Origin of the sequence: Chitinophaga sp. CF418 (genome assembly GCF_900142925.1) — a bacterium.
Classification (GTDB): Bacteria; Bacteroidota; Bacteroidia; order Chitinophagales; family Chitinophagaceae; genus Chitinophaga.
Genome location: NZ_FRCN01000004.1, coordinates 87,154 through 109,538, shown reverse-complemented (window position 1 = coordinate 109,538; position 22,385 = coordinate 87,154). Strand labels below are relative to the sequence as shown.

14 protein-coding genes are annotated in these 22,385 nt (G+C 46.8%); 11 read left to right on the top strand and 3 right to left on the bottom strand.

Annotation, left to right across the window (positions count from 1 at the left end):
• From F3I09_RS10550 to F3I09_RS10520, 7 genes are all read left to right on the top strand, one after another.
• Entirely contained in the window at positions 1 to 4,131 is a 4,131-nt protein-coding gene (locus F3I09_RS10550; protein ID WP_149695013.1) for a PKD domain-containing protein, read from the top strand.
• Positions 4,132 to 4,179: 48 nt separating this feature from the next.
• Positions 4,180 to 5,187 carry a PorP/SprF family type IX secretion system membrane protein gene (locus tag F3I09_RS10545; protein WP_149695012.1) on the top strand — a complete coding sequence of 336 codons (1,008 nt, stop codon included), beginning with the start codon at positions 4,180 to 4,182 and terminating at the stop codon, positions 5,185 to 5,187.
• Positions 5,188 to 5,205: 18 nt separating this feature from the next.
• Positions 5,206 to 6,972 (top strand): OmpA family protein, encoded by a 1,767-nt coding sequence (locus F3I09_RS10540; RefSeq protein WP_149695011.1) that lies wholly within the window; start codon positions 5,206 to 5,208, stop codon positions 6,970 to 6,972.
• Between the two features lie 3 nt (positions 6,973 to 6,975).
• A complete protein-coding gene (locus F3I09_RS10535; protein WP_149695010.1) occupies positions 6,976 to 8,013 on the top strand; it encodes a type IX secretion system membrane protein PorP/SprF in 1,038 nt (345 codons plus the stop codon).
• An 81-nt stretch (positions 8,014 to 8,094) separates the two neighbouring features.
• The gene (locus tag F3I09_RS10530) at positions 8,095 to 8,673 is read left to right on the top strand and encodes a collagen-like protein (RefSeq protein WP_149695009.1); all 579 of its coding nucleotides are present in this window, start codon (positions 8,095 to 8,097) and stop codon (positions 8,671 to 8,673) included.
• Positions 8,674 to 8,764: 91 nt separating this feature from the next.
• Positions 8,765 to 10,996 (top strand): GH92 family glycosyl hydrolase, encoded by a 2,232-nt coding sequence (locus F3I09_RS10525; protein ID WP_149695008.1) that lies wholly within the window; start codon positions 8,765 to 8,767, stop codon positions 10,994 to 10,996.
• 385 nt (positions 10,997 to 11,381) lie between these two features.
• The gene (locus F3I09_RS10520) at positions 11,382 to 12,221 is read left to right on the top strand and encodes a hypothetical protein (protein ID WP_149695007.1); all 840 of its coding nucleotides are present in this window, start codon (positions 11,382 to 11,384) and stop codon (positions 12,219 to 12,221) included.
• Positions 12,222 to 12,389: 168 nt separating this feature from the next.
• On the opposite strand, the gene F3I09_RS10515 is transcribed toward F3I09_RS10520, so the two are convergent.
• Positions 12,390 to 12,692, bottom strand: coding sequence for a helix-turn-helix transcriptional regulator (locus F3I09_RS10515; protein ID WP_149695006.1), 303 nt, complete (start codon positions 12,690 to 12,692; stop codon positions 12,390 to 12,392).
• A 113-nt stretch (positions 12,693 to 12,805) separates the two neighbouring features.
• On the opposite strand from F3I09_RS10515, the gene lysA reads away from it, so the two are divergent.
• Together lysA and F3I09_RS10505 are read left to right on the top strand one after the other, a co-directional pair.
• The gene (lysA, locus tag F3I09_RS10510; RefSeq protein ID WP_149695005.1) at positions 12,806 to 14,113 is read left to right on the top strand and encodes a diaminopimelate decarboxylase; all 1,308 of its coding nucleotides are present in this window, start codon (positions 12,806 to 12,808) and stop codon (positions 14,111 to 14,113) included.
• A gap of 14 nt (positions 14,114 to 14,127) precedes the next feature.
• On the top strand, positions 14,128 to 14,784 hold the full coding sequence (locus F3I09_RS10505) for a suppressor of fused domain protein (RefSeq protein WP_149695004.1): 657 nt from the start codon (positions 14,128 to 14,130) through the stop codon (positions 14,782 to 14,784).
• A 73-nt stretch (positions 14,785 to 14,857) separates the two neighbouring features.
• On the opposite strand, the gene F3I09_RS10500 is transcribed toward F3I09_RS10505, so the two are convergent.
• Positions 14,858 to 16,903 carry a metallophosphoesterase gene (locus tag F3I09_RS10500; RefSeq protein ID WP_149695003.1) on the bottom strand — a complete coding sequence of 682 codons (2,046 nt, stop codon included), beginning with the start codon at positions 16,901 to 16,903 and terminating at the stop codon, positions 14,858 to 14,860.
• Positions 16,904 to 17,149: 246 nt separating this feature from the next.
• Between F3I09_RS10500 and F3I09_RS10495 the strand changes: the two genes are divergently transcribed.
• Positions 17,150 to 17,986 (top strand): DUF4846 domain-containing protein, encoded by an 837-nt coding sequence (locus F3I09_RS10495; protein ID WP_223233208.1) that lies wholly within the window; start codon positions 17,150 to 17,152, stop codon positions 17,984 to 17,986.
• 572 nt (positions 17,987 to 18,558) lie between these two features.
• Entirely contained in the window at positions 18,559 to 19,098 is a 540-nt protein-coding gene (locus F3I09_RS10490) for a DUF1349 domain-containing protein (protein ID WP_089835125.1), read from the top strand.
• A gap of 803 nt (positions 19,099 to 19,901) precedes the next feature.
• Here F3I09_RS10490 and F3I09_RS10485 read toward each other — a convergent pair.
• The gene (locus F3I09_RS10485) at positions 19,902 to 22,304 is read right to left on the bottom strand and encodes a glycoside hydrolase family 2 protein (RefSeq protein ID WP_149695002.1); all 2,403 of its coding nucleotides are present in this window, start codon (positions 22,302 to 22,304) and stop codon (positions 19,902 to 19,904) included.
• Positions 22,305 to 22,385: the final 81 nt, after the last annotated feature.

The following is a 22,385-nucleotide window of genomic DNA, read 5'->3' as shown; positions in this document are numbered from 1 at the left end:
ATGACGACATTCGTAACCTATATTTTCAATCATATGCAGGCAGCAGTCCGTAAAGGCGCTGTTGCCTGCATCTTCACACTGTGCGGCATCAGCGCGATGGGACAGGGCCTGTCTAACAGGGGCAAGGAATTCTGGGTAGGGTATGGACACCATCAGTTCATGGAGCCTGGTTTTACCAACAGCCAGGACATGGTGATCTACCTGAGTGCAGAGGAAGCCGCTACAGTAACAGTGAGTATTGATGGAACCGCGTGGACAAGAACATATAACATCCCTGCCAATACGGTGATAGTGTCAGAAATTATCCCGAAGTCAGGGCCCATTGATGCCCGTCTTTTCTCGGTGCCGCCTTCTTATGGTGGTACAGGAGGTGAAGGATTATTCAGTAACAAAGGGATCCACATTGTAAGTAATGTGCCGATCGTAGCTTATGCACATATTTTTGGAAGTGTATCATCAGGAGCTACTATGTTGATGCCGGTAGCTACCTGGGGATACTCTTATATCTCATTAAACAGCCAACAGAGCTTTTCAAATGACTGTTTTTCCTGGATGTATGTCATCGCGAAGGAAGACAATACGATGGTTGAGATTAACCCCTCTGAGTCGAGCCGTAACGGGCGTGCAGCAAACGTCCCGTTTACGGTGACACTCAACAAAGGCGATATTTACCAGCTGATCGGCGCCCCGCTGGGCAGTGGTAAAGGAAAAGAGCTGACAGGCACCACCGTCCGTTCTATCGCCAACGCATCCGGCAAGTGTTTCCCCGTAGCCGTATTTTCTGGTAGCAGCCGTACCAGTATTAATTGCACCGGCGTAACAGCCGGCACCAGTGGTGACAATAATATGCAGCAGGTATTCCCTTATCAGGCCTGGGGAAAACGTTACCTGACCATGCCCATCTCCGGAAGGGTTGCTACCAGCTTTCAGACCAATATCTATAAAGTAGTTGTTAAAGATCCTTCTACTATTGTAAAGCGTAATGGCGTACAATTGACAGGACTGACCCCTCATATGTGTTATGAATTCCAGAGTAGTACAGCAGATTATATAGAAGCAGATAAGCCGGTATTGCTGGCGCAGTTCATGGCTTCACAAAATGGTTGTCCGAACACTACAGGCATCGGGGATCCGGAGATGATCTATTTAAGCCCTATTGAACAGGCAACAAAGAAAGTAGCCTTTTACAGGAACAATGTGGAGAAGATTCAAATAAATGGATTACTGCTGGTGATCCCTGATAACGGAATGAAATCCCTTACGGTAGATGGTGGTACTACATTTGACGTCACTTACCCACATCCTAACCTGCCGGGATATACCGTTGTTGTAAAACGCTGGCCGGCAGCAGCAGCCCAGTGTACGGTAGTGAGCGATTCGGCTTTCAATGCCATCACTTATGGCCTGGGCGATTTTGAGAGTTATGGATATAATGCCGGTACTTATATCAACAACCTGAATGCCATTGGTCAGATACACAATGAAGCAGATACGACGAAAGACGTGCATACGTTTACCTGTGTGAATACACCGCTGGACCTGTCTGTATTACTGACCTATCAGCCTACCAAACTGGAATGGCAGCTGGGTAAACTGGGGACGGGTATTACACCTGATACTGATGTGATACAAAATGCGCCTTCACCGGTTAAGCAGCTGGTGGTAAATGGCGTGGTGTACTATCAATATACTTTACCACAATCCTATCAGTTTACAAGCGCTGGTTACTTTGATATAACAGTGCTTTCTACCGCTCCGCATATTGATAACTGTAATAATACCGAGGAGATCAATTACAGTGTGACCGTAAAAGGTAAGCCTAATGCTGTGGCTACGTATACCTTCCCTACGGGCTGTGTGTTGGATACTGCTTACTTCGCAGGGAAGGACAGCAGTAATGGTTACAAGCTGGCGCAATGGAAGTGGGAATTCCCCGGTAATATTATTTCAACATTGCAAAAGCCCGGACAGCAACTGAATGTAGGCACACAACTGGTAAAATATTCCGTTGCTACTGAAGATGGCTGTGTGGCAGATACAAGCTTTAACCTGACAGTATATAACAAACCAGCCGCAGATTTTGCCGTAACACCTACGGCAGTCTGCGCTGGCAGTACCGTGACCTTTACAGACAATGCCACTTATACAGGGCCTGCTCCCGTGAAGGAATGGTACTGGGACTTTGGTAATGGCGATACAAAGACCAATACGACCAATACAGCTGCAACAACTGTTTATAAAACCTACAATACCTACACTGTAAAGCAGGTGGTAAAGGTAAGCCAGCTATGTGTGAGTGATACCGTGAAGAAGACGGTGACCGTCTATGCAGCGCCGGTGGCTTCCTTTACCTACCCGCAGAATTGTATATCGCAGGGCGAACAGATACAATTCAGCAGTACTTCGGCTGCTCCCGACGGGCAAGCGCTGGCCTCTTATGCATGGGATTTCGGAGATATCAATGCTACGCCTGCCAATCCGAATACATCGACTTTAGCTGATCCTGTACATTCCTATACCTACTATGGTTCCTATAAAATCCGGCACAGTGTGACGACCGTAAACGGTTGTGTGAAGGATACTGTCGTAACGGCCACATTCAATGTGAAGCCTGTACTGACGTATGCCAGCATACCAGCTGTTTGCGAAAGCGTAAAGGGGCTTGTTTCCATTGCGCTTGCCGGGGTTACGAATGGCGTGACCGGGGCCGGTATCTACCGGGGCCCGTATATTGATGATGCCGGCAATTTCAATCCCGCTGCAGCAGGGGCCGGCACGCATACTGTGAAGTATGTATTTACCACCACCAATGGATGTACAGATTCTATTACTGCAATGGTAACAGTATTACCTGCTCCTGATGCAGATTTCACTGTTAACCCGGATGTGTGCCTGGGTGCAGCGGTAACGATCACTGATCAGTCCTCCATAGCCAGCGGCGCGATCACTTCCTGGAACTGGAGCTTAGGTGATGGTACCACGGATGTGCAGACTGTGGGTGGTGCATTTGACAAGTTGTACACAAAGGCAGGTACTTATGCAGTGAAACTGGCTGTAATAAGCGACAATGGTTGTGCCAGTGATACAGTGACAAAGGCTGCTGTGGTTCATCCTTACCCGGTTGCTGATTTCCGTATGCCTGTGGCGGTGTGTATGCCGCAGGGAACTGCTGAATTTACCAATGCCTCTGCCGTAGGCGATCAATCTGCATTGAGCTATCAGTGGAATTTCGGTGATGGCATTGGTACTTCTACAGCTACCAATCCTGCATATCACTATACCGGCGCCGGTACGTACGATGTTGTGCTGTCTGTCACCTCTGCTTATGGTTGCACACATGATACCACGAAATCATTCAGCGCATTTTTTGATAGTCCGGTAGCTGCCTTTACTGCCTCTCCGGATACGCTCTGCCAGGGGACAGACAATTTCTTTGCAGATGAAAGCACTGTTGCGAATGGTACCATCAGTGCATGGGCATGGGAATTCGGAGATGGCAGCACTGATGATGTAGCTGATCCTGTAAAACGATATAAAGACCCGGGTGATTATACGGTTCAATTAGTGGTAACAAGTAATGCAGGTTGTGTATCAGCGCCATTCACTGCTCCTGTGAAGATCTACTTACAGCCTGTTGTGGATGCAGGACCTTCATTCGTGGTAACAGAAGGTACGGTGGTACAGTTCAAGCCTGTAGTGAACGATGAAACGGGATTAAGCTTCAGATGGACACCGGTTGAAAACCTTTCTAATCCTGATGTATTAAGGCCACAGCTAACCGTAACAGATGACGCCACTTATACGCTGACGGCAACTGGCCTGGGTGGCTGTACTGCAAGTGATGAGCTGACAGTGAAAGTATTCAAGGCGGTAAAAGTGCCGAATGCTTTTTCTCCCAATGGAGACCATATCAATGATACCTGGGAGCTGACCAATCTTTCAGATTATCCTGGTTGCACGATTGAGATCTTCAACCGTTATGGACAACGTGTGTATCAGTCCACCGGTTATAGTACACCATGGGATGGTACGATGAACGGGCATCCTTTACCACTGGCAACTTACTATTATGTTATACAACTGAAGAATGGATATGCGCCGATGACTGGTTATGTAGTGTTAGTGAAGTAACGATAACAAATTTTCAAAAAACATTGATCAATAAAAAATGCTGACATCATGAGAACTTTTACCAAAGCATTGCTGATGCTGACCCTGGTGAGCCTTACCGGTAAAAAGCTGCAGGCGCAGTCAGACCCGCACTTCTCTGGCTATTATGTATATCCTGCGTGGTTGAATCCTGCATTGACAGGTGTGTTTGATGGTAATTACCGGGTATCCGGTATCTATCGTTCGCAATGGGGCAGTGTAAGCAGTCCCTTTAAGACTTATGGTATAGCGGGAGAGGTGAATACGAATAGCAATATCAGCTTCGGCGCCAGTGTGCTGAACCAGAAAGCAGGTGATGGTGGCTATAACTATACGACTGCTTACGGAAGCGCCTCATACAGCGGTGTGCGCTTTGGAGCATTTGAGCAGCACAGGCTGATGTTTGGTATCCAGGTGGGCATGATACAGCGCAGGTTCGATCCTTCCAAACTGCATTTCGGCGATCAATGGAATCCTATTACCGGTTATAATCCGGGTCAGGCAACAAATGATATGTTCAACAAAACGTCCGCCGCTACATTCGATGCAGGTGCAGGTGTGTTGTATTATGATGCGCAGCCGGGTAAGAAGTACAATGTATATGGCGGTTTCTCTGTCATGCACCTGAACAGGCCCAGTGATCAGTTTAGTGCTACAGGAGATGCACGTATCCCCATGCGTACTACTGCTCATGCGGGGGTGAGGGTGATGATCTCTGAGCTGTTCAGTCTTACGCCGAATGTATTGTATATGAAACAGGGATCAGCACAGGAAAAGATGTTTGGCGCTTATGGACAGTATACTGCTGCTCCTGAGACGGATGTGATGCTGGGAGCGAACTACCGTTTCAAAGATGCGTTCTCTGTGTATACAGGTGTAAGTTATAAGAGTTTCATGTTGGGACTGAGCTATGATGTGAACTCGTCTGACCTTGGTAAGATCACCAGGGGCTCTAACAGTTTTGAGTTGTCCTTATCATTCATCGGCAGGAAATCAGTGAAGACTCCGGCAGGTGATTTCGTTTGTCCAAGGTTATAAAGAAAAAATTATTGCATCATGAAGAAATTATTCCTGACAGTTATAGGCCTGGCCGCTATGCAGCTGGCATGGGCACAACATAAAGCAAGTTATCTGAGGGCCGCGGATACTTATTATAAGCAGGCAGATTATTATTCAGCTTCTCTCTACTACGAGAAGTACCTGGCTGTGAATATTAAAAAAGACGCGAAGGATGCATATAGCCCCTATGCTGCACCTGGTGGCTCTGCAAAAGCAGCACCGGCTGCTGACGAGATACAGGCTGCTTATCAGCTGGCAGACAGTTATCGCCGCCTGCACGATCCTGCGAAGGCAACGCCTTTGTTTGGTAAGGTAGTGGCGGCTGATAGTGCGCGTTTCCCACTGGCAGCATATTATTATGGGGAGAGCTTACGAGCCATCGCACAATATGATGCAGCAGCATCTGCATTTAAAACCTTCCTGGCACAATACAATCAGAAAGATACCTACAGTGCAGCAGCGGAACAGGAGTTACGTAACCTGCCCTATATCCGTGAGCAGTTGCAGAAAAAGGAACTGTCCGACTATCATATCAGGAAAGCGCCACCCGTGCTGAATGCCGGTGGCGCTACCTATGCACCTGTCTGGGCAGGTGATCAGTTGCTATTCACCTCCACTAAAGAGTCCAACTATGTGAACCGTATTTACACGGCAAAAGATACCGCTGCTGCTGCCATCAGTAAAGCAGGTATACCACAGCCATCCAAAACGCACCAGGGAGCGATCAGTCTTTCTGCGGATGGTAACACATTGTATTTAACGCAATGGACTGTAGCAGATGGCAAAAAATCCGCAGCTATTTATACCAGCCGTAAAGAAGCCGATAAATGGAGTGAACCGGTGAAACTGAGTGATGTGGTGAATGTTGCCGGTGCTAATACACAACAACCTTTTATCATGGCAGATGGCCATCACCTGTTGTTTGCAAGTGACAGGGCAGGAGGTGCGGGAGGCTATGACCTCTGGTCCGCAGAACTTGATGCCACCGGTAAACCTTTATCTGCACAGAATCTTGGGACAGTCATTAATACTTCCGCCAACGAGGAAGCGCCATTTTTTCATGCTGCTTCCGGTACGCTGGTGTTTGCCAGCGATGGAAGAACAGGCATGGGTGGATTTGATCTCTATTATGCGAAAGGTAATCTGAGTAAATGGGAAACACCTGTGAATTTCGGTTATCCGGTGAATGACGTGAAGGACGATATGTATTTCTTCAGCCGTAGTAAGTCTGAATATATCCTGGAAGACGCCTGGTTCTCTTCCGATCGTTCAGCTGAATGCTGCCTGGAGCTTTTCAGTCTGCACCTGGCGCCACCGCCGCCTCCTGTGAAGGAAGAACCTGTAGCAGTAGTTACCAGGCCGGCTCCGACTTTAGCGGATACTATCCTGAGCGCACCTGTTAATACAGCCATCACCATGCAGGAGATCTACTATGAGTTGAATGAGTTTGTGGTGACGCCGGCTTCACATCCTGCATTGGATAAACTGGTGGAATTACTAAAAGATCATCCGCAGATGGAAATAGAGATCAGCGCACATACGGATAATACCGGTACCGCGGCCTTCAACCAGAAACTATCAGAAAAACGTGCATTGAATTGTGTGGCTTATATAGTAAGCAAAGGCATTGACAGAAAGCGCCTGCAATACAAAGGATATGGCGCAAGCCGTCCTGTAGCGCCGAATACTTTGGCTGACGGATCAGACAATCCGGAAGGCAGAAGATTGAACAGGCGTATAGAACTGAAGATCTTAAAACAGTAACGTATGCAGTTGAAGGGCATGATAGCAGCAATAATACTTGTACTGGCATTGCCGGTACAGGTATTAGCGCAGCAGCAACCACACTATACACAGTATGTGCTGAACACGTTCATCATCAATCCCGCCGTAGCGGGTATAGAGAACTACTGGGATGTGAAGGCCAGTCACCGGCACCAATGGGCAGGTTTGAATGGCAGTCCGGTTACCACTTACCTGACGGTGCATGGGCCCTTAAGTAAGACGGATTATCCGGAGGCATCTGTCACAGGCTTCAATCCGGAAGGATCGAACCCACGGGGAAAGGCATACTGGGCCTCTTATTCAGCGCCTGCATCGCATGCCGGTGCCGGAGTTACTATCCTGAATGATCGTACCGGACCGCTGAACAGGTTTTCGATAAGTGGTACTTATGCCCATCACATTGGGATAGCGCCGGGAACCAGTCTGAGTGCGGGTATTTCACTAGGCGCGCAGCGCATCTCCCTGGATGCATCGAAACTGGAATTTCAGAACCCATCTGATCCGGCTATTGCAGGCAGTACAGTGTTAGGCAGGTGGCGTCCCGATGTGAGCATTGGTATGTACCTGTATTCCGCGCAGTACTTCGCCGGCATCTCTGCACAGAATATAGTGCCGTCAACAATAGGTTTCGATAATGGAAAAGTAAAGGGGGACAGTGTCTATCGCGGAAAACTGGTGCCGCATCTGTTCGGTACTGCCGGTTACCGGTTGTGGGTAAATGAAGATCTCAGCCTGCTGCCTTCTGTCATGATCAAATATGTGACCGCATTGCCTGTGAGCTTTGATGTGAATGCGAAACTGCAATACCAGGACCGTGCATGGGTAGGCGCTTCTTACCGCCATAAGGATGGTATAGCTGCCATGCTGGGTATTAATGTGAATGCCACTTTCAACGTGGGATATGCCTATGATTATACTACTTCAGGGTTGAATATTGCCAGCCATGGTTCTCATGAGATTGTAATAGGTATCATGATCGGAAACCGCTTTGCGGACCTATGCCCGCGTAATGTCTGGTAGCGGGGAGGACTCGCTTCGTAACGGAAACGCTTTTTTGAGATAATCACTTTAACACTTAAAATTTAAAACCTAAATCGAAACATGAGAAAAATGTCTTTGTACGCCCTGTTGTTATGTGGTATTTGTTTATTTGGTGCATGTGGTAAGGATGGCGCTGCTGGTCCTAAAGGAGATACCGGTGCCGCTGGTCCTGCAGGTCCTAAGGGCGAGCCCGGTAAGGATGCTACTTCCGGTATTATTTATTCTGACTGGCTGGATGTAACATACGAGGCCGTTAAAGAAGAAACAGATACTGATGGTAACGGCAAATTGGATACTATCTTTTTTGGTGCACGTATCGAAGCTGAGAAACTGACGGACGAGATCCTGTCTACCGGCGATATTAAAGTATTTATCAACACCTACTCTGAAGCTGAAAAGGACATTGCTCCATTGCCTTACACCAACCCATTCAGTGGCGCCAGTATTAACGCGTCATATTCGCTGAAGCTGATTACGCTGATTGCTAATGGACCGTTCAATACTGTAACTGACGCAGGCGTTAAATACCAGCAGTACAGGTATGTGCTGATCCCTGGTGGTACTGAAGCACGTAAAGCTGCCGGCATTGACTGGAACGACTACAAACAGGTAAAAGCTTACCTGCACCTGAAAGACTAAGCAATTAAAAAGCGCAGAAAAAAGAGACTCCGGTTTTGGAGTCTCTTTTTTCATTTGTACATTGTCCGTCCTGATCATTCAAAAAGAATCTATGAAAAGTTACAGGCACTTGATAAGTACAGCTATTCTATTATTGGGATCGGTCACTGCGGCCATGGCTCAACAGTCATTGAAGGCCAGCAATGTATCGTATGTAGATCCCACTATTGGCAGTGTAGGGCTCATATTGGAACCTACCCGTCCGGCTATGTATCTGCCTAACAGTATGGTGAGAGTATTTCCCGGGCGTAAAGACCAGCTGGATGATAAGATCAGCTATTTCCCTTTAACGATTGTCTCGCACCGCCAGGAGAGTGTATTCGGTTTACTGCCTGTCTCCGGTGAGATCAACACCGTTAACCTGCATCATTCTTTAGTATATGACAGGGAAGAGGCGAGCCCCTATAAGTACAGTGTTTATCTTGAAGATACTGACAAGGTACAGTTTTCGCCGGCGGCCCATAGTGGTTACTTCAGCATAAATTTTTCCGGCAATACGCCGCATTATCTGCGGCTGACCACCCTTAACAGGGGTGGCAACCTATCGGCCAGCGGAAAACGTGTCATCAGCGGGAAAGAGTCTTTCAATGGTATGAGCGCTTACTTCTATGCAGAGCTGAATACGGATATTACCGGAACAACATACTACGCCGATAGCTCGATCCTGTTTGTGGCTACAGGCAGTAAAACGCAACAGGTAGATGTGCGTTACGGTGTATCATTTATAAGTGTAGAACAGGCAAAGGCCAACCTGCAGAAAGAGATCCCTGAATGGGGCCTTGCTACTGTGACCAATAAGGCATTTCAGGCCTGGGATAAGGTGCTGGGACAGATCAACGTAAAAGGCGGCACACCGGCACAGAAAAGGGTATTCTATACTTCCCTGTACCGTGCCTATGAGCGGATGGTGAACATCAATGAATATGGCAAATATTACAGTGCTTACGATCACCAGGTACATACTTCCGACAAGCCTTTTTATGTGGATAACTGGCTGTGGGATACCTATATAGCGCTGGAGCCATTACAGACCCTGTTGAATCCGGCTATGGAAACTGACAAGATCCGGTCATATGTGACCATGTACGAGCAGAGCGGCTGGATGCCTTCCTTTTCCATCGTTTGGGGCGATAATCCTTGTATGACGGGCAATCATGCTGCTGCCTGGATGGCGGATGCCTGGTTCAAAGGCATCAGGGACTTCGATATTAAGAAGGCTTATGAGGGGCTGAAAAAGAACTCCCTGCAGGCTACACTGCTGCCCTGGAAGAATGGACCGGCTACCTCGCTGGATTCCTTTTATAATGAGCATGGATATATGCCGGCGCTGAAACCGGGAGAGAAGGAAACTGTGAAAGCAGTGCATAGCTTTGAACGCCGTCAGGCGGTAGCGGTAACGCTGGAGAATAGTTATGATGACTGGTGCATTGCACAGCTGGCGAAAGCTGCAGGTAAACCTGAAGATACCGCCCTGTTCCTGAAGCGGGCGGCCAACTATAAAAATGTATATCGCGAGACCCAGGGCTTTATGTGGCCAAAGGATGCAGATGGCAACTGGATAGAGCCATTCGATCCTAAATTCTCCGGTGGTCAGGGAGGGCGCGATTACTTTACAGAGAATAATGCCTACACTTATAACTGGGACGTAAAGCATGACCTGCATGGCCTGATTGAATTGATGGGTGGGAAGAATACAGCTGAAGAGAAACTGGACCAGCTGTTCCGCGAAAGCCTGGGCCGCAGCAAATACCAGCTATGGTACACTTTCCCGGATGCTACCGGCCTGGTAGGGCAGTTTGTGATGGGAAATGAGCCCAGCTTCCACATTCCTTACCTGTATAACTATATGGGTGCTCCCTGGAAAACACAAAAACGTATCCGTATGCTGCTGGATACCTGGTATACTGACAACCTGTTTGGTATCCCCGGCGATGAAGATGGTGGCGGCATGACGGCTTTCGTGGTATTTTCCATGATGGGTTTTTGTCCGGTAACGCCTGGTGTGCCGGTATACAACATCGGCAGTCCTGTATTTGAAGAAGTGACCATCAAACTGTCAAATGGAAAAGTATTCACTGTATCTGCACCGGGCAGTTCTGCGAAGAACAAATATATCCAGCAGGCATCATTGAACGGTCAGTCGTTGAATGTGCCCTGGTTCACACACGAGGCATTGTTGAAAGGAGGAGTACTGAAATTAATGATGGGAGAAGCGCCGAATAAGCAATGGGGTAGCGGGGAACAGGCCGCGCCGCCTTCATCATTGAAGTATAGGCCAGAATAATAAGGGCGCTCTTATTTTTCCGGCAGATAATATCTGAATACAGCCGTGATCATTATTGTTCAATGATTGCGGCTGTATTTTTATTAAAAAAACATAGCCAATTTTATAATAATATTTTCACTACTGCGTTATACATGATGGTAACCCGGCCGGTAACCCTTAAGACCTATAGTAAATAGCCCGTAAACAATCATGTAACAACAGCCCGAACCCTTAATTACCGTTAGCCAAGTCTACAGGCTTATTGCCTATTGTTAACCATTTCCGTGATGGGAGCAATATGTGATATGCTATTGTCCGGACTATGTTCTATTCACAAAAATTATCAACTTAAATTCTCAATCGTATGTTTAAAAAGATCATAATTGGCTGCTTATTGACTAGCATGATCCTCACTAGTTGCAGTAAAAAGACTGCTGACACGAATTCTTCTCCCAGAAGGCTGACTAAAGCTGAATTGTATGCGGACCTGAAGGCCTTTAATGCGGCGCATGGCGTAAGGCCGGAATGTAGCGGTTTTTGGAGCTGCCTTGGTAAAGTAGCCGCGGTGGCTGGTGCAGATATCACAGGCGCCGCTGCGGGTGTGGTTGGTGTCAGTGAGGCTGCCGGAGCACTCGGTATTGCTACTGGTGGTACAGGCGCCGTTGTTGTGATGGCTGCAGGTGGCGCTATCGCGGGCGGCGGTGCTTCCTACGCTGCTGCAAAAGCTGTATACACCGCTGTTGCTCCCAATGAAAATAAATACGGCGATTTAAACCTGGATGTTCCATTGGAATTTCATGATCTCAGCGACGTAGGCATTAAGCATAATAATGCCATGTATAATATATTTTTCGCTGGCCAGGAAGTAACAGACAGTTATTACACCGGTGCACTGGGAGTTGGCCGTGAGTATTTACCTGTTTTAAATAATGAGATTTATCAGCAGAGAGTTGCAGCGGCCTCGAATCTTGGCAGGGACTATGTTTCCAGCGGATTTGACTACGCATTTTTAACAAATAGGGCTTACGAAACGGGTTTGATCACAGATGATATGCGCCAGATATTGTATTCCTTTATGGAGGCATATGGAACAGGTGCAGATATGGAGAATGTCATCAATCATTACATCAGCGCAGTTGACCAGTCAGAGCTGACCGATATAGAAAGGAAGGCGCTTATTGCTGGCTTCATTGTTGCCTCCGAGAGTCCTTATGTGTTCTATAACAATGTTAACGAAAAATAGCAGCTCTCAGATACTTTAAATTTAAGGCGCCTCTGCATTCATTGCAGGGGCGTTTTAGTTTTCCCTTACAAGGCTTTTCCGGAACTATAGGAATATCTGATATTCCCCTGGAAATTTTTTTATCTTCATCCGGATTTATGGTACAAAGTGTAGCAGGCCATGCTTAATCTACAGTTCATCCTGGATATGGAGGCCCAGTTTTTTAATGGCTTCCTCATTCCTTTTATAGTGTGTCCATTGGCCCAAACGGGTAGCTATCAGCAGGTCAGCCCGCTGCAGCATAGACAAATATTCAGATACTGTGGATTGGGTGAGCCCTGATTTCTGCTGAATATGGCCCACGCACACGCCTGTCTTGCTGAATTCCCCGCATTCCTGTTTCGGGAAATGCTTTTCCGGTTCCTTCAGCCAGGCTAGGATTTCCAGCCTTTTTTTGTTGGATAAGGCCTTAAAAATTTCAACTTGATCCATACTGCAAAGGTATCGGAATTTACCGATTTTAATGGAATGGCGTTTTATAATGGGTTAATAATGTTTCCATAACAATAAATTCTTTTATCTTACTGTTTTATAGATAATTTATTATGGATCTGTTTCAATATAAGAATGGAGTACTGCATTGCGAAGATGTACCGGTGAACAGTTTACCGGAGAGGGGTCTTCCTACGCCTTTTTACCTGTATTCAGCGAATACCTTAAAGACGCATTATCAGAAGATCTACGGGATCTTTGAGAAGCTGCAGCCTATGATCTGCTTTTCTGTGAAGTCGAGCAATAATGTACACCTGCTGAATGAACTGGCGGCCCTGGGCGCCGGGATGGATATTGTGAGCGGTGGAGAGCTGTTTGTCGTGAAACAGAGTAATGCAGATCTTTCAAAAGTAGTGTTTGCCGGTGTAGGTAAATCTGACGAAGAGATCACAGATGCGATCCTCAGTGAAGTGGGTTTTATTAATATCGAATCGGAACAGGAGCTGGCAAAGGTCCAGGAGCTGGCCGGAGAGCTGAAAAGAGAGGTGAATGTGCTGATCCGCATCCTGCCGGATGTCCTGGATGAGAAGACAAATGAAAAGACACGTACCGGTCATAAGGGTGCGAAATTCGGCATTGATTACGCTCACGTGGAAACGCTGATAGAAGAGAATGCTGATCATCCTTATGTGAAGATCAGGGGGCTGCATTCCCATATTGGTTCTCCTATCTCTTCGTATACATTTTATGTAGCCGCTATTCGCAAAATGGTGGAGCTGGTAGAAGACCTGAAGCGTAAGAACATCCGTCTGGATGTACTGAATATAGGCGGTGGTTTCCCGGCTAATTATATGGATAATGACAATTTCTCCTGGGAAAGTTTTGCTGGTCCAATCACAGAATTACTGGAGCCTTATGTGAAAAATGAAGGCTTTAAGATCATCCTGGAGCCAGGACGTTCTATCTCTGCGAATGCAGGTATCATGGTCTGCAAGGTGCTGTACGTAAAACAATCAGGCGACAAAAATATCGTCATCCTGGATGGCGGTATGACGGAGTTGATCCGTCCTGCCATGTATAACGCCTTTCATTTCATCTGGCCGGTAAAACCGCAGGCGGAACATGTGTTGACGAACCGTAATTACCCGGTGCCGCAGGAAGGGCTGACTACTTATGATGTGGTGGGACCTATCTGTGAATCGTCTGATTATCTGGCGAAAGAAAGACCTTTACCTGCTTTGCGTCAGGGAGATTACGTAGCGGTGTTTACGGTAGGCGCTTATGGCATGGTAATGGCTAGTAACTATAACCTTCACGTAAGGCCGGCGGAGATCATGATCGACAAAGACAAAATATATGTTATCAGGGAGCGCGAAACGCAGCAGGACCTGGTAAGGAAAATGATCCGACACGAACTGTAAACGTTAAATCACCTATGACTAAGGAAGAGTACAAAAAGTTATTCAAAGAAGACGATGCAGTGGGATGGCTGGCGATAGATAAACAACTGGAAAGCATCTATGGTACACAGGAACCAAGGCATTATGCGCCGCCCTTACACTTTGCAATAGGAGGTGAAGATCCTATTGACGGTACCAGTATCTATGAGAGTGAAAAACAGATCCCGCATCTGCACATGGTCAGCTATGGCATGTCGCAGTTGTATTACGATGAAGAACAGGCGGGTGGTGAGTTCAGTAAATGGGGTTTTGAATTTACTTTCCGGATCAAACCTTTTTCAGAAGATAACGGCAGCGACCCTACATGGGCTATACAGGTGATGAATAACCTGGCGCGTTATGTATTTGAAAGCAAACGCTGGTTTGAGCCGTATCATTTTATTCCTGCCAAAGGGCCTATCAGGCTGGAAACTGCTACTGACATCGTCGGAGTGGCATTCGTTCCTGATCCTGAACTGGGCATGATCCAGACGCCTCACGGAGAAGTAACCTTTCTGCAGATGGTAGGGTTGACTACCAAAGAAGTGGAGCGCTTACTGGCCAAACCGCAGACAGGTGAAGTGGAGAAGCTGATAAATGAGATGCGGGAGTCTAATCCGCTATTGATCACTGATCTTGACAGGGTAGATTGATAAAAGAAAATAAAAAAGAGACTGTCTCATATTAATGAGCAGTCTCTTTTTTATTATGGAATGTTATTGTGTTTTATACAATAACGTTCTGTTCTTTTTTAACAAACGGCAGGTGCTTCTTTTTGTAAGGGCTCTGTTTCTGCGTTACAGTGATACCGTCTAAAGCGCTGTTCTGTGACTGCGTGATGGTCCAGTAATAACCGGCGTTTTCCTCCGTAGTCAGGTACAATACACTGTACAGGATACTATCATAAGGTAACATCCATTGGTTCCAGTCTACATTGACAAAATATACTTCATCGCCGTAGTGGATATCTGTTCCATCGGAAGTATCCCGCTTGTACACAACCCATGCTGTTTTATCATTGCTGTCATTATCATAGTACAGTGATTTTCTGCTAAAGGCACCCAGCTGGTTTTTATCGCCCACACTGCTTTCCGTAGTAAGGATGCGCAAAGTGTCTCCGTGGGTAAGGTAATTGCCCTGGGTGGTCAGCGGATAGAACTGCAGTGCTACCGGGGAATCATTACTCATATAGGGATAGTCTTTATACTCCGGCCCGATGAACTGACCATCCTGGGAAAGGAGGTAGCTATTGGTGTTGTAGGGTATCTGTACCTCTGACACTGCAGGAAGACTGTATTGTTCCTGGTACAATTGGGTGGATTCAGGATCGTCCGGCGGATTATCTCCCCAGGAAGGATACTCGTAATAAGTGGTTGTCACCGGATCAGTAGGATTTGTTCTGCCACTGAAGTCAATGATCGCGTAAGCATGATTGTAATAAGTCACACCATTCAGATCAGCGTTAGTGGAGAGTTCAATCATATTGCCCGTCTCAGGGTCAATGAAATTTTTGATGTCCGGATAGTTGATTGCATAAGGATCGGAAGATGTCAGTTCTTCGAATGCACTGCAGCCCAGCAGTCGTCCTTTTGACAGCCCCAGCAGATCATTTTCAAACATCACAAAGTTGTGTTCATGTCCCCAGATCCAGGCCGCTATCTTCGGAAAATAGGGTAGGAAGTTCTGGTACAGATATGCGTTCTGTGCAGGCAATGCGCTAAAATCGGACAAAGCCCCGTTGATCTTGGCATTGCTGGAGAACAATTGGTGATGGGAGAGCAGGATAGTAGCTCCTCCGAAGTTGTTCAGTTTATCCTGGTGCCATTCTATCTCATTCGGTTGCAGCCAGGGGCCTGCATAGAGCGGGTCCGCCTGATCGGCAGGATTACTATCGTTATAGCCGGTATCCATTCCCAGGAATTGCCATCCGCCGTCTTCCGTACGCAGGCAGAAGTAACTGGCCGGTTGAAAGGCAGCTGTTCCGATCTCACTGTTCAGATCATATACCATGCTGTAATACCCCCATCCGAGTGAGTAATAATCATGGTTGCCGGGAATGGTGAAAACAGGAACAGGATCTTTTTCAGCGATGTCAAAAGCATTTTTAATAACGGCTGAGAAATTGTTGATACATTCTTCAGGTGTACCGGAATAATAGATGTCTCCGAGGTGAATAATACAATGTGGATTATGCTGTTGGATGATGTCCACCAGCAAAGCCTGTGCATCTGCCAGCCCGGTACCCCAATCACCGATGATGGCTACTCTTGCATCTGATGGAAGGGAGAAGCCGTTACCGCCGTCATTTTCATTGATGACGCCGTAGGTAGAGATGTCTTCTCCTAATTCTTTCCAGTCATTGTAAGCGAAGACACCTCCGTATTGTGTCCAGTATTCCGCGAAAGTAACAACACAGGATGCGAAACCAATGATATCCTTGTCGCTATACTTACGGTATTCCGTATCGAGCGCTCCGGCTCTTTGTATATCGCCTTCTGTCAGGCATAACGCTTTTTCATAAGCCAGATGGGAGAGATATACCACCTGCTGATCAGGATCATTAAGGTCTAAGGTGTCCGGACCGGGAGGTGTGCCCTTAGCCGTTAGTTTGACATGTTTCGCGGTGGCGGCGATTGCGGGATGCTTGAGTAATTGATTGTGGCTAACCTTGCTGTCGGTCAGTTCCATTTGTTGGCGTACGCGTTGCGATACAACAGATTGCCAAAAGGACAGATTGGCATTGTGTACCCGTACGAAGTTCTGCAGAGACATACGAATGGGTTTTAGGAATGATTAGATGTTTACGATCGAAAAGTGCGTAGCGATCCGTATGAATAAGTAATTTTTCTTATTCATAAGATATTAGTGACCGTGGCTATATGTCTCAGGAAGGAATGGGTGCCGTGTAAGGCTATACTAAAATGAGGCTTCTACGTGGCCTGAACAAATTTAATTAAAAAATTAACACCTTCTTATGGAATCTTTTTATTCCTTGCATCATTATAGAAATTTGTCGAATTGAAGTACTTTCCATGGGCCTCTATGGTCATGTTTGTTAGCGGCGCGTCCCTTCTGTTCTGGCACTATCTTGAAGCCAGGAGCCTGCAACTGAGTCCTGCTATGCGTTATGAAACGGTAGGGCAGATACCCTTGCCTGCGGGATATAAACGGGTGTCGCTTGAAGCGGGTTCGTTTGGGGCGTGGTTGAGGGGCGTACATGTAAAAACAAATAATACTGTATATCTATATAATGGCGAAAGAAAGCCGAATCAGTCAGCACAATTTGCTGTGCTGGATGTTTCTGTGGGGAAGAAAGACCTGCAGCAATGTGCGGATGCGGTGATCAGGTTATATGCGGAATATATGTATGCTTCACAGCGGTATACGCGGATAGCGTTTCATGCTACTGATGGAACGCTGATGGATTATAGCAGCTGGATGAACGGATACCGGTTTCCTGTTAAACACGGCCGTTTGCAGCGGCAGTTGACTGGTATGGCTTGTCAGGGTAAGGATTGTTTTTATCAATATTTGCAGACGGTGTTTTCTTATGCGGGTACATTGTCGCTGAGTAAGGAGCTTGCGGCTGTTGATGCGCCGGCAGATATACAGGCCGGGGATGTGTTTATTCGTGGTGGTTCTCCCGGGCATGCTGTGTTAGTGATGGATATGGCGGTGAATGCTGCGGGGCAGAAGGTGTTTTTATTGGCGCAGAGTTATATGCCTGCGCAGGATATACATATATTAAAGAATCCGGTTAATTCTTCTCATCCATGGTATAATGTTGGCGCTGATAAGCTGCTGACTACGCCGGAGTGGATTTTTAGATGGGAGGAGTTGATGCGGTTCAGATAAAGATTGTCGATTCCCTATACTATGCGACGCTGGCGAGCTACTACGGTATGCTTGCCAGCTTTTTTTTGTTTGCTTGGGGTGAGTATGGAGGATTGACGTCTGCACGGTTTCAGGTAGGATGCCGGTCGGCGCCTCTCCGGGCATTGGATGACTATTAAACTTTCTCAATCGTATGGATTGGGAATGTCTATTAGACTTTATCAATCGTGCACCCGAAGAGCCGAAGGCCCGGCATTCCTACCTGAAACCGCTTATTGCAATCTTCTCCCAATTGATTTTAAGCTGACGCTGAATATGGCTTTTTTGTATGTCATTCTCCTTTGGTAAGCTTCTTTGTTAGCTGAGTCTTTGTTATTGCTTGTTACTTTCTTTTCTTCTCTTCTCTTCTCTTTCCTTTTTCTTTTCTTCTTCTTCGATTCTTGTTTTCGTACTTTTTGTAAATTTGAATACTTTGCAATGATGTAACCCGTAACCCGGTCATTCAATCACTTATAAAACATTTCATGAAAACTTTAGTATTAATTCTCAGTACTGTTTTGTCATCAACATTTTTATACGCTCAAAATAATCAGATGAAGTGGAACAACGAACCTAAAAAGTGGTCAGGTGATGAAAAGAAACTGACCTGCACCATTGAACCCAATACAGACTTCTGGCGCGTAACGCATTATGGTTTCATCCGGGATAATGGTCCTTTCTATTACAAGGAAATGACTGGTAATTTCGAAGCCAGTGTTAAGATCAGTGGCCATTATAAAGAACTATTCCATCAGGCCGGATTGATGGTGCGTATAGACGAAAAAAACTGGATTAAAACCGGCATAGAATACGTAGATGGTGTACAGAACGTCAGCGCTGTTGTAACCCGTGAAGTATCTGACTGGTCAGTAGTGCCAAGACATGATAGCCCCGCTTCCATCTGGCTGAAACTGTTGAGGAAAGGTGACTATGTGGAGATAAAATATTCCTTTGATGGGGTGAAATATGATATGCTGCGTTTAGCCTACTTCCCGCCAAATGTAAAGGCAGGAATTGGTATAGTGGCTGCTGCTCCGGGTAAACAGAGCTTTGATGTGACGTATGAGAATTTTGAAGTGAAGGCCGTTGAATAGTATGTAAGAAAAAAATAATTCAACCTTATATGCAGAAGTAATGCTGTGAACTAATTTGGAAGAGGCTGTCTCATCTGTTATGAGGCAGCCTTCGTTATTTAGGGTTGAGATATAGTAGAGATTCAACTGAATCTCAAACGGATTCTAAGTAAACCAAAATCTGGGGTTGAACTGGATGAGACTTCCATATGACTAGCATTATCCTTCGTTAATCTTTCGTTCCGAACGAAGGATTAACGAAGGATAATGCTAGTCACATCCTGGTTGTATACAAAGTAAATTCCGGATATGTTCTGCATCAAACCAGCATACAACCTGTATACAATCAGCATCTTCCTCCGTCTGTCCTCCGTTCTTCCTCCGTTTTTTAACGGAAGAAAGACGGAGGAAGATGCTAGTCATATCCTGCTTGTATCCTGGAAACATACTGAAGTGAATCTGATAGCTGGTCAGGATCATACAATATCCAATATTTTGACTTTGCAATGCAAAGCGAAAACGGTTTTATAACGCGATTTCGATGGTTTATGATCGATTTTACCGGCTTCGTGTACTTTCTTTAAAACCGCTTTGATATCTTCCTTAACATTGTCTCGTGAATCATGAATAGTGCAGGTGAAGTAGGATTGCAAGGGACAGCCGAGTGATCGGGGATAGCATGATAAGCCTTGCGGTGGCTGTGTTGAGGGGAATGGCAGGAGTGGGGTTAAGGAAAGCAATGACTGATCAATACTGATGATATTGAGGGTGAATACAGGTAATTTTTGCGGGTGTATTACCTGTATTCACTATTAGGATGATGGTTATTGGTTTTTGCTGTTGTTGATGGCCTGACGGAACATGTTCCTTTCCTGTTCAGGAATATTCTGACCGTATTTCTCCAGGTAGGTATTAGCTGCGGAAGCGTAATTTGACCAATCCTGTTTGTTGAAGGTGTATACTGTTTTCGCTCTCAGGAAGATCTCTTCGCCTGGTTCGCCGTAGGGTTTGATGCTGTTGGCGATCGCGTTCCAGTCAGGAGTATCTCCGCTCTTCTGCAGTACCGGATCGATCACGTCTTTGAAAACAATATTCATCAGCTTAACGGTAACGGGTCTTTTTTCCAGTTTGGCGTTGTTGGATTGTAATTGCTCCTGTAATACGCTGAAGCCTTTGTCTTTTGTGCTGGAGGTGAACTGGAGAATGAGGGCCAGCTGTTCAGGTGTATAAGGGGCCTGTAAGGTAGCTATATACGCTCCGCCTGCCAGGTTTGCACCGTTCTTATCGCCGGCCTGTTGGGCCATCATCGACATTTTGAAGAGGAATTCGGGATCGCGGCGACCATTGATGTAGTCCTGCAGCATTTTGCTGTATACTTCACCCGGATCAGTGAGGTCAGCATTTTTGGCTGTTACCTGTGGGATGGTACCCAGATCAGGGTTCAGTTGGGAATGGATCTTACGCATCTGGTCAAATGGGATCTTGATCACTTCACGGTCGTAGGTGAGCAGGCCGTTTTGTTCTCCCTCCACGTCAAATGGTTGGGTGTAGATAGAGCCTGAGAGACCTGCTGCTTCCAGCAGTTTCAGGTGCTGATTCATGATGGTGTATTTGGTGGCAAGGCCTGCTGCTTTTTCCTGGATGTAGCCCCATGCGCTGCTGGTATTCCACTGATGGTCCGGGATGAATACGCCGATACCGCCGAATTCACCGAGTACTCTTGCTTTGCCTGGTTCGGCAGGTGCATCCATCGGGTCAGGGTAGGAGTGAACGTCGGTCATGTCGGCACTTACCCATGCATTGGGAGAGGGACTACGGAGTTGTTCATTGACATACAGCATTTCGCCGGAGTGGCCATTCACAATACGGGAAGGATCGGTGGCTTTTACCCATTCGGTGATACGCTGCTGGTCATATGCGCCCCATTTCTCGTTGAAGATCACCCAGGTGGTGATAGAAGGATTATTGTGCAGCTGTTCGAGCGTTTCTTTGGTTTCTTTCTCGTACTCTGCTTTAGCGCCTTCCGGTAATCCCTGGTTAGGGTTCACGAAATCCTGCCATACCAGTATACCCAGTTTGTCTGCGTGATAATACCAACGGGCAGGCTCTATTTTGATGTGTTTACGGATGGTGTTAAAGCCCATCGCTTTGATGGCTTCTATGTCGAATTTCAGCGCATTATCTGTAGGAGCGGTATACAGACCGTCGGGCCAGAAGCCCTGGTCTAATGTACCCAGGTTGAAGTAAGCCTGGTTGTTGAGGAAGATGCGGTCTACACCCTTTTCATCTTTCTGAATGGCGATCTTACGCATACCGAAGTAACTCTTTACCTGATCTACGGTTTGGCCGCCTTTGGTGAGTTTTACGGTCAGGTCGTACAGGAAAGGATTCGAAGGGGACCACAACTTCGCGTTCTTTACAGGCAATTTTAAGGCGGCGCCTGCCTTACCTTTGGTCTTGCTGACCTCAGTACCCGCGTCGCTGGCAATGAGCTCAACATTGGTGCCCGCAGGGGCATTTACAGTAACGTTCAGAATACCTTTGTCAATATCGGGTGTCATGACCAGTCCGGAGATGTAGGCGGCAGGCACTGTTTCCAGCCATACTGTCTGCCAGATACCGGAGGTGGGAGTGTAGTAGATATTAGCAGGATTGAGTACCTGTTTGCCATGGGGGCCGATGCCTTCGCTGGTGGGATCAAATACCTTCACTACGATCTCATTTTCGCCGTCTTTCAGGGCAGCGGTGATGTCCTGGGAGAAGGCCTGGTAACCGCCGCTGTGGCTGCCTGTTTCTTTGCCATTTACATATACGGTAGCCTGCCAGTCTACGGCGCCAAAATGCAGCAATACATGCTCGCCGTCTTTCAGGGCAGGTTTGGTAAAGGCGCGTTTATACCAGAGGTTCTCGGAGGGCTGTAATGGCTTTTTTACGCCTGACAGGGCCGATTCCAGTGGATAGGGAACGAGGATCTGTTCCTGGTAGCCGGAAGGCATGGCCGCATCTTTAGGGGTAATGGTATAGTTCCACAGTCCGTTCAGATTTTGCCAGTTCTCCCTTACCATCTGCGGACGGGGATACTCGGGTAAAGCGTTAGTGGGGGAAACTTCCTTCGCCCAACGGGTCTTGATCGTTGTAGGCTGGACTTGCCAGTTGGTCTGCGCCATCAGGCCTTGACCAAGCACGACACTCAAAAAACATACACTAGCAGTCTTAGACAGGTTCATTGTTGTAAATGATTGGTTATTAATTGATTGATTGATGTTTTAGATAAGCTGTTCATCTCAGGTAATCGATTACGTCGTGGA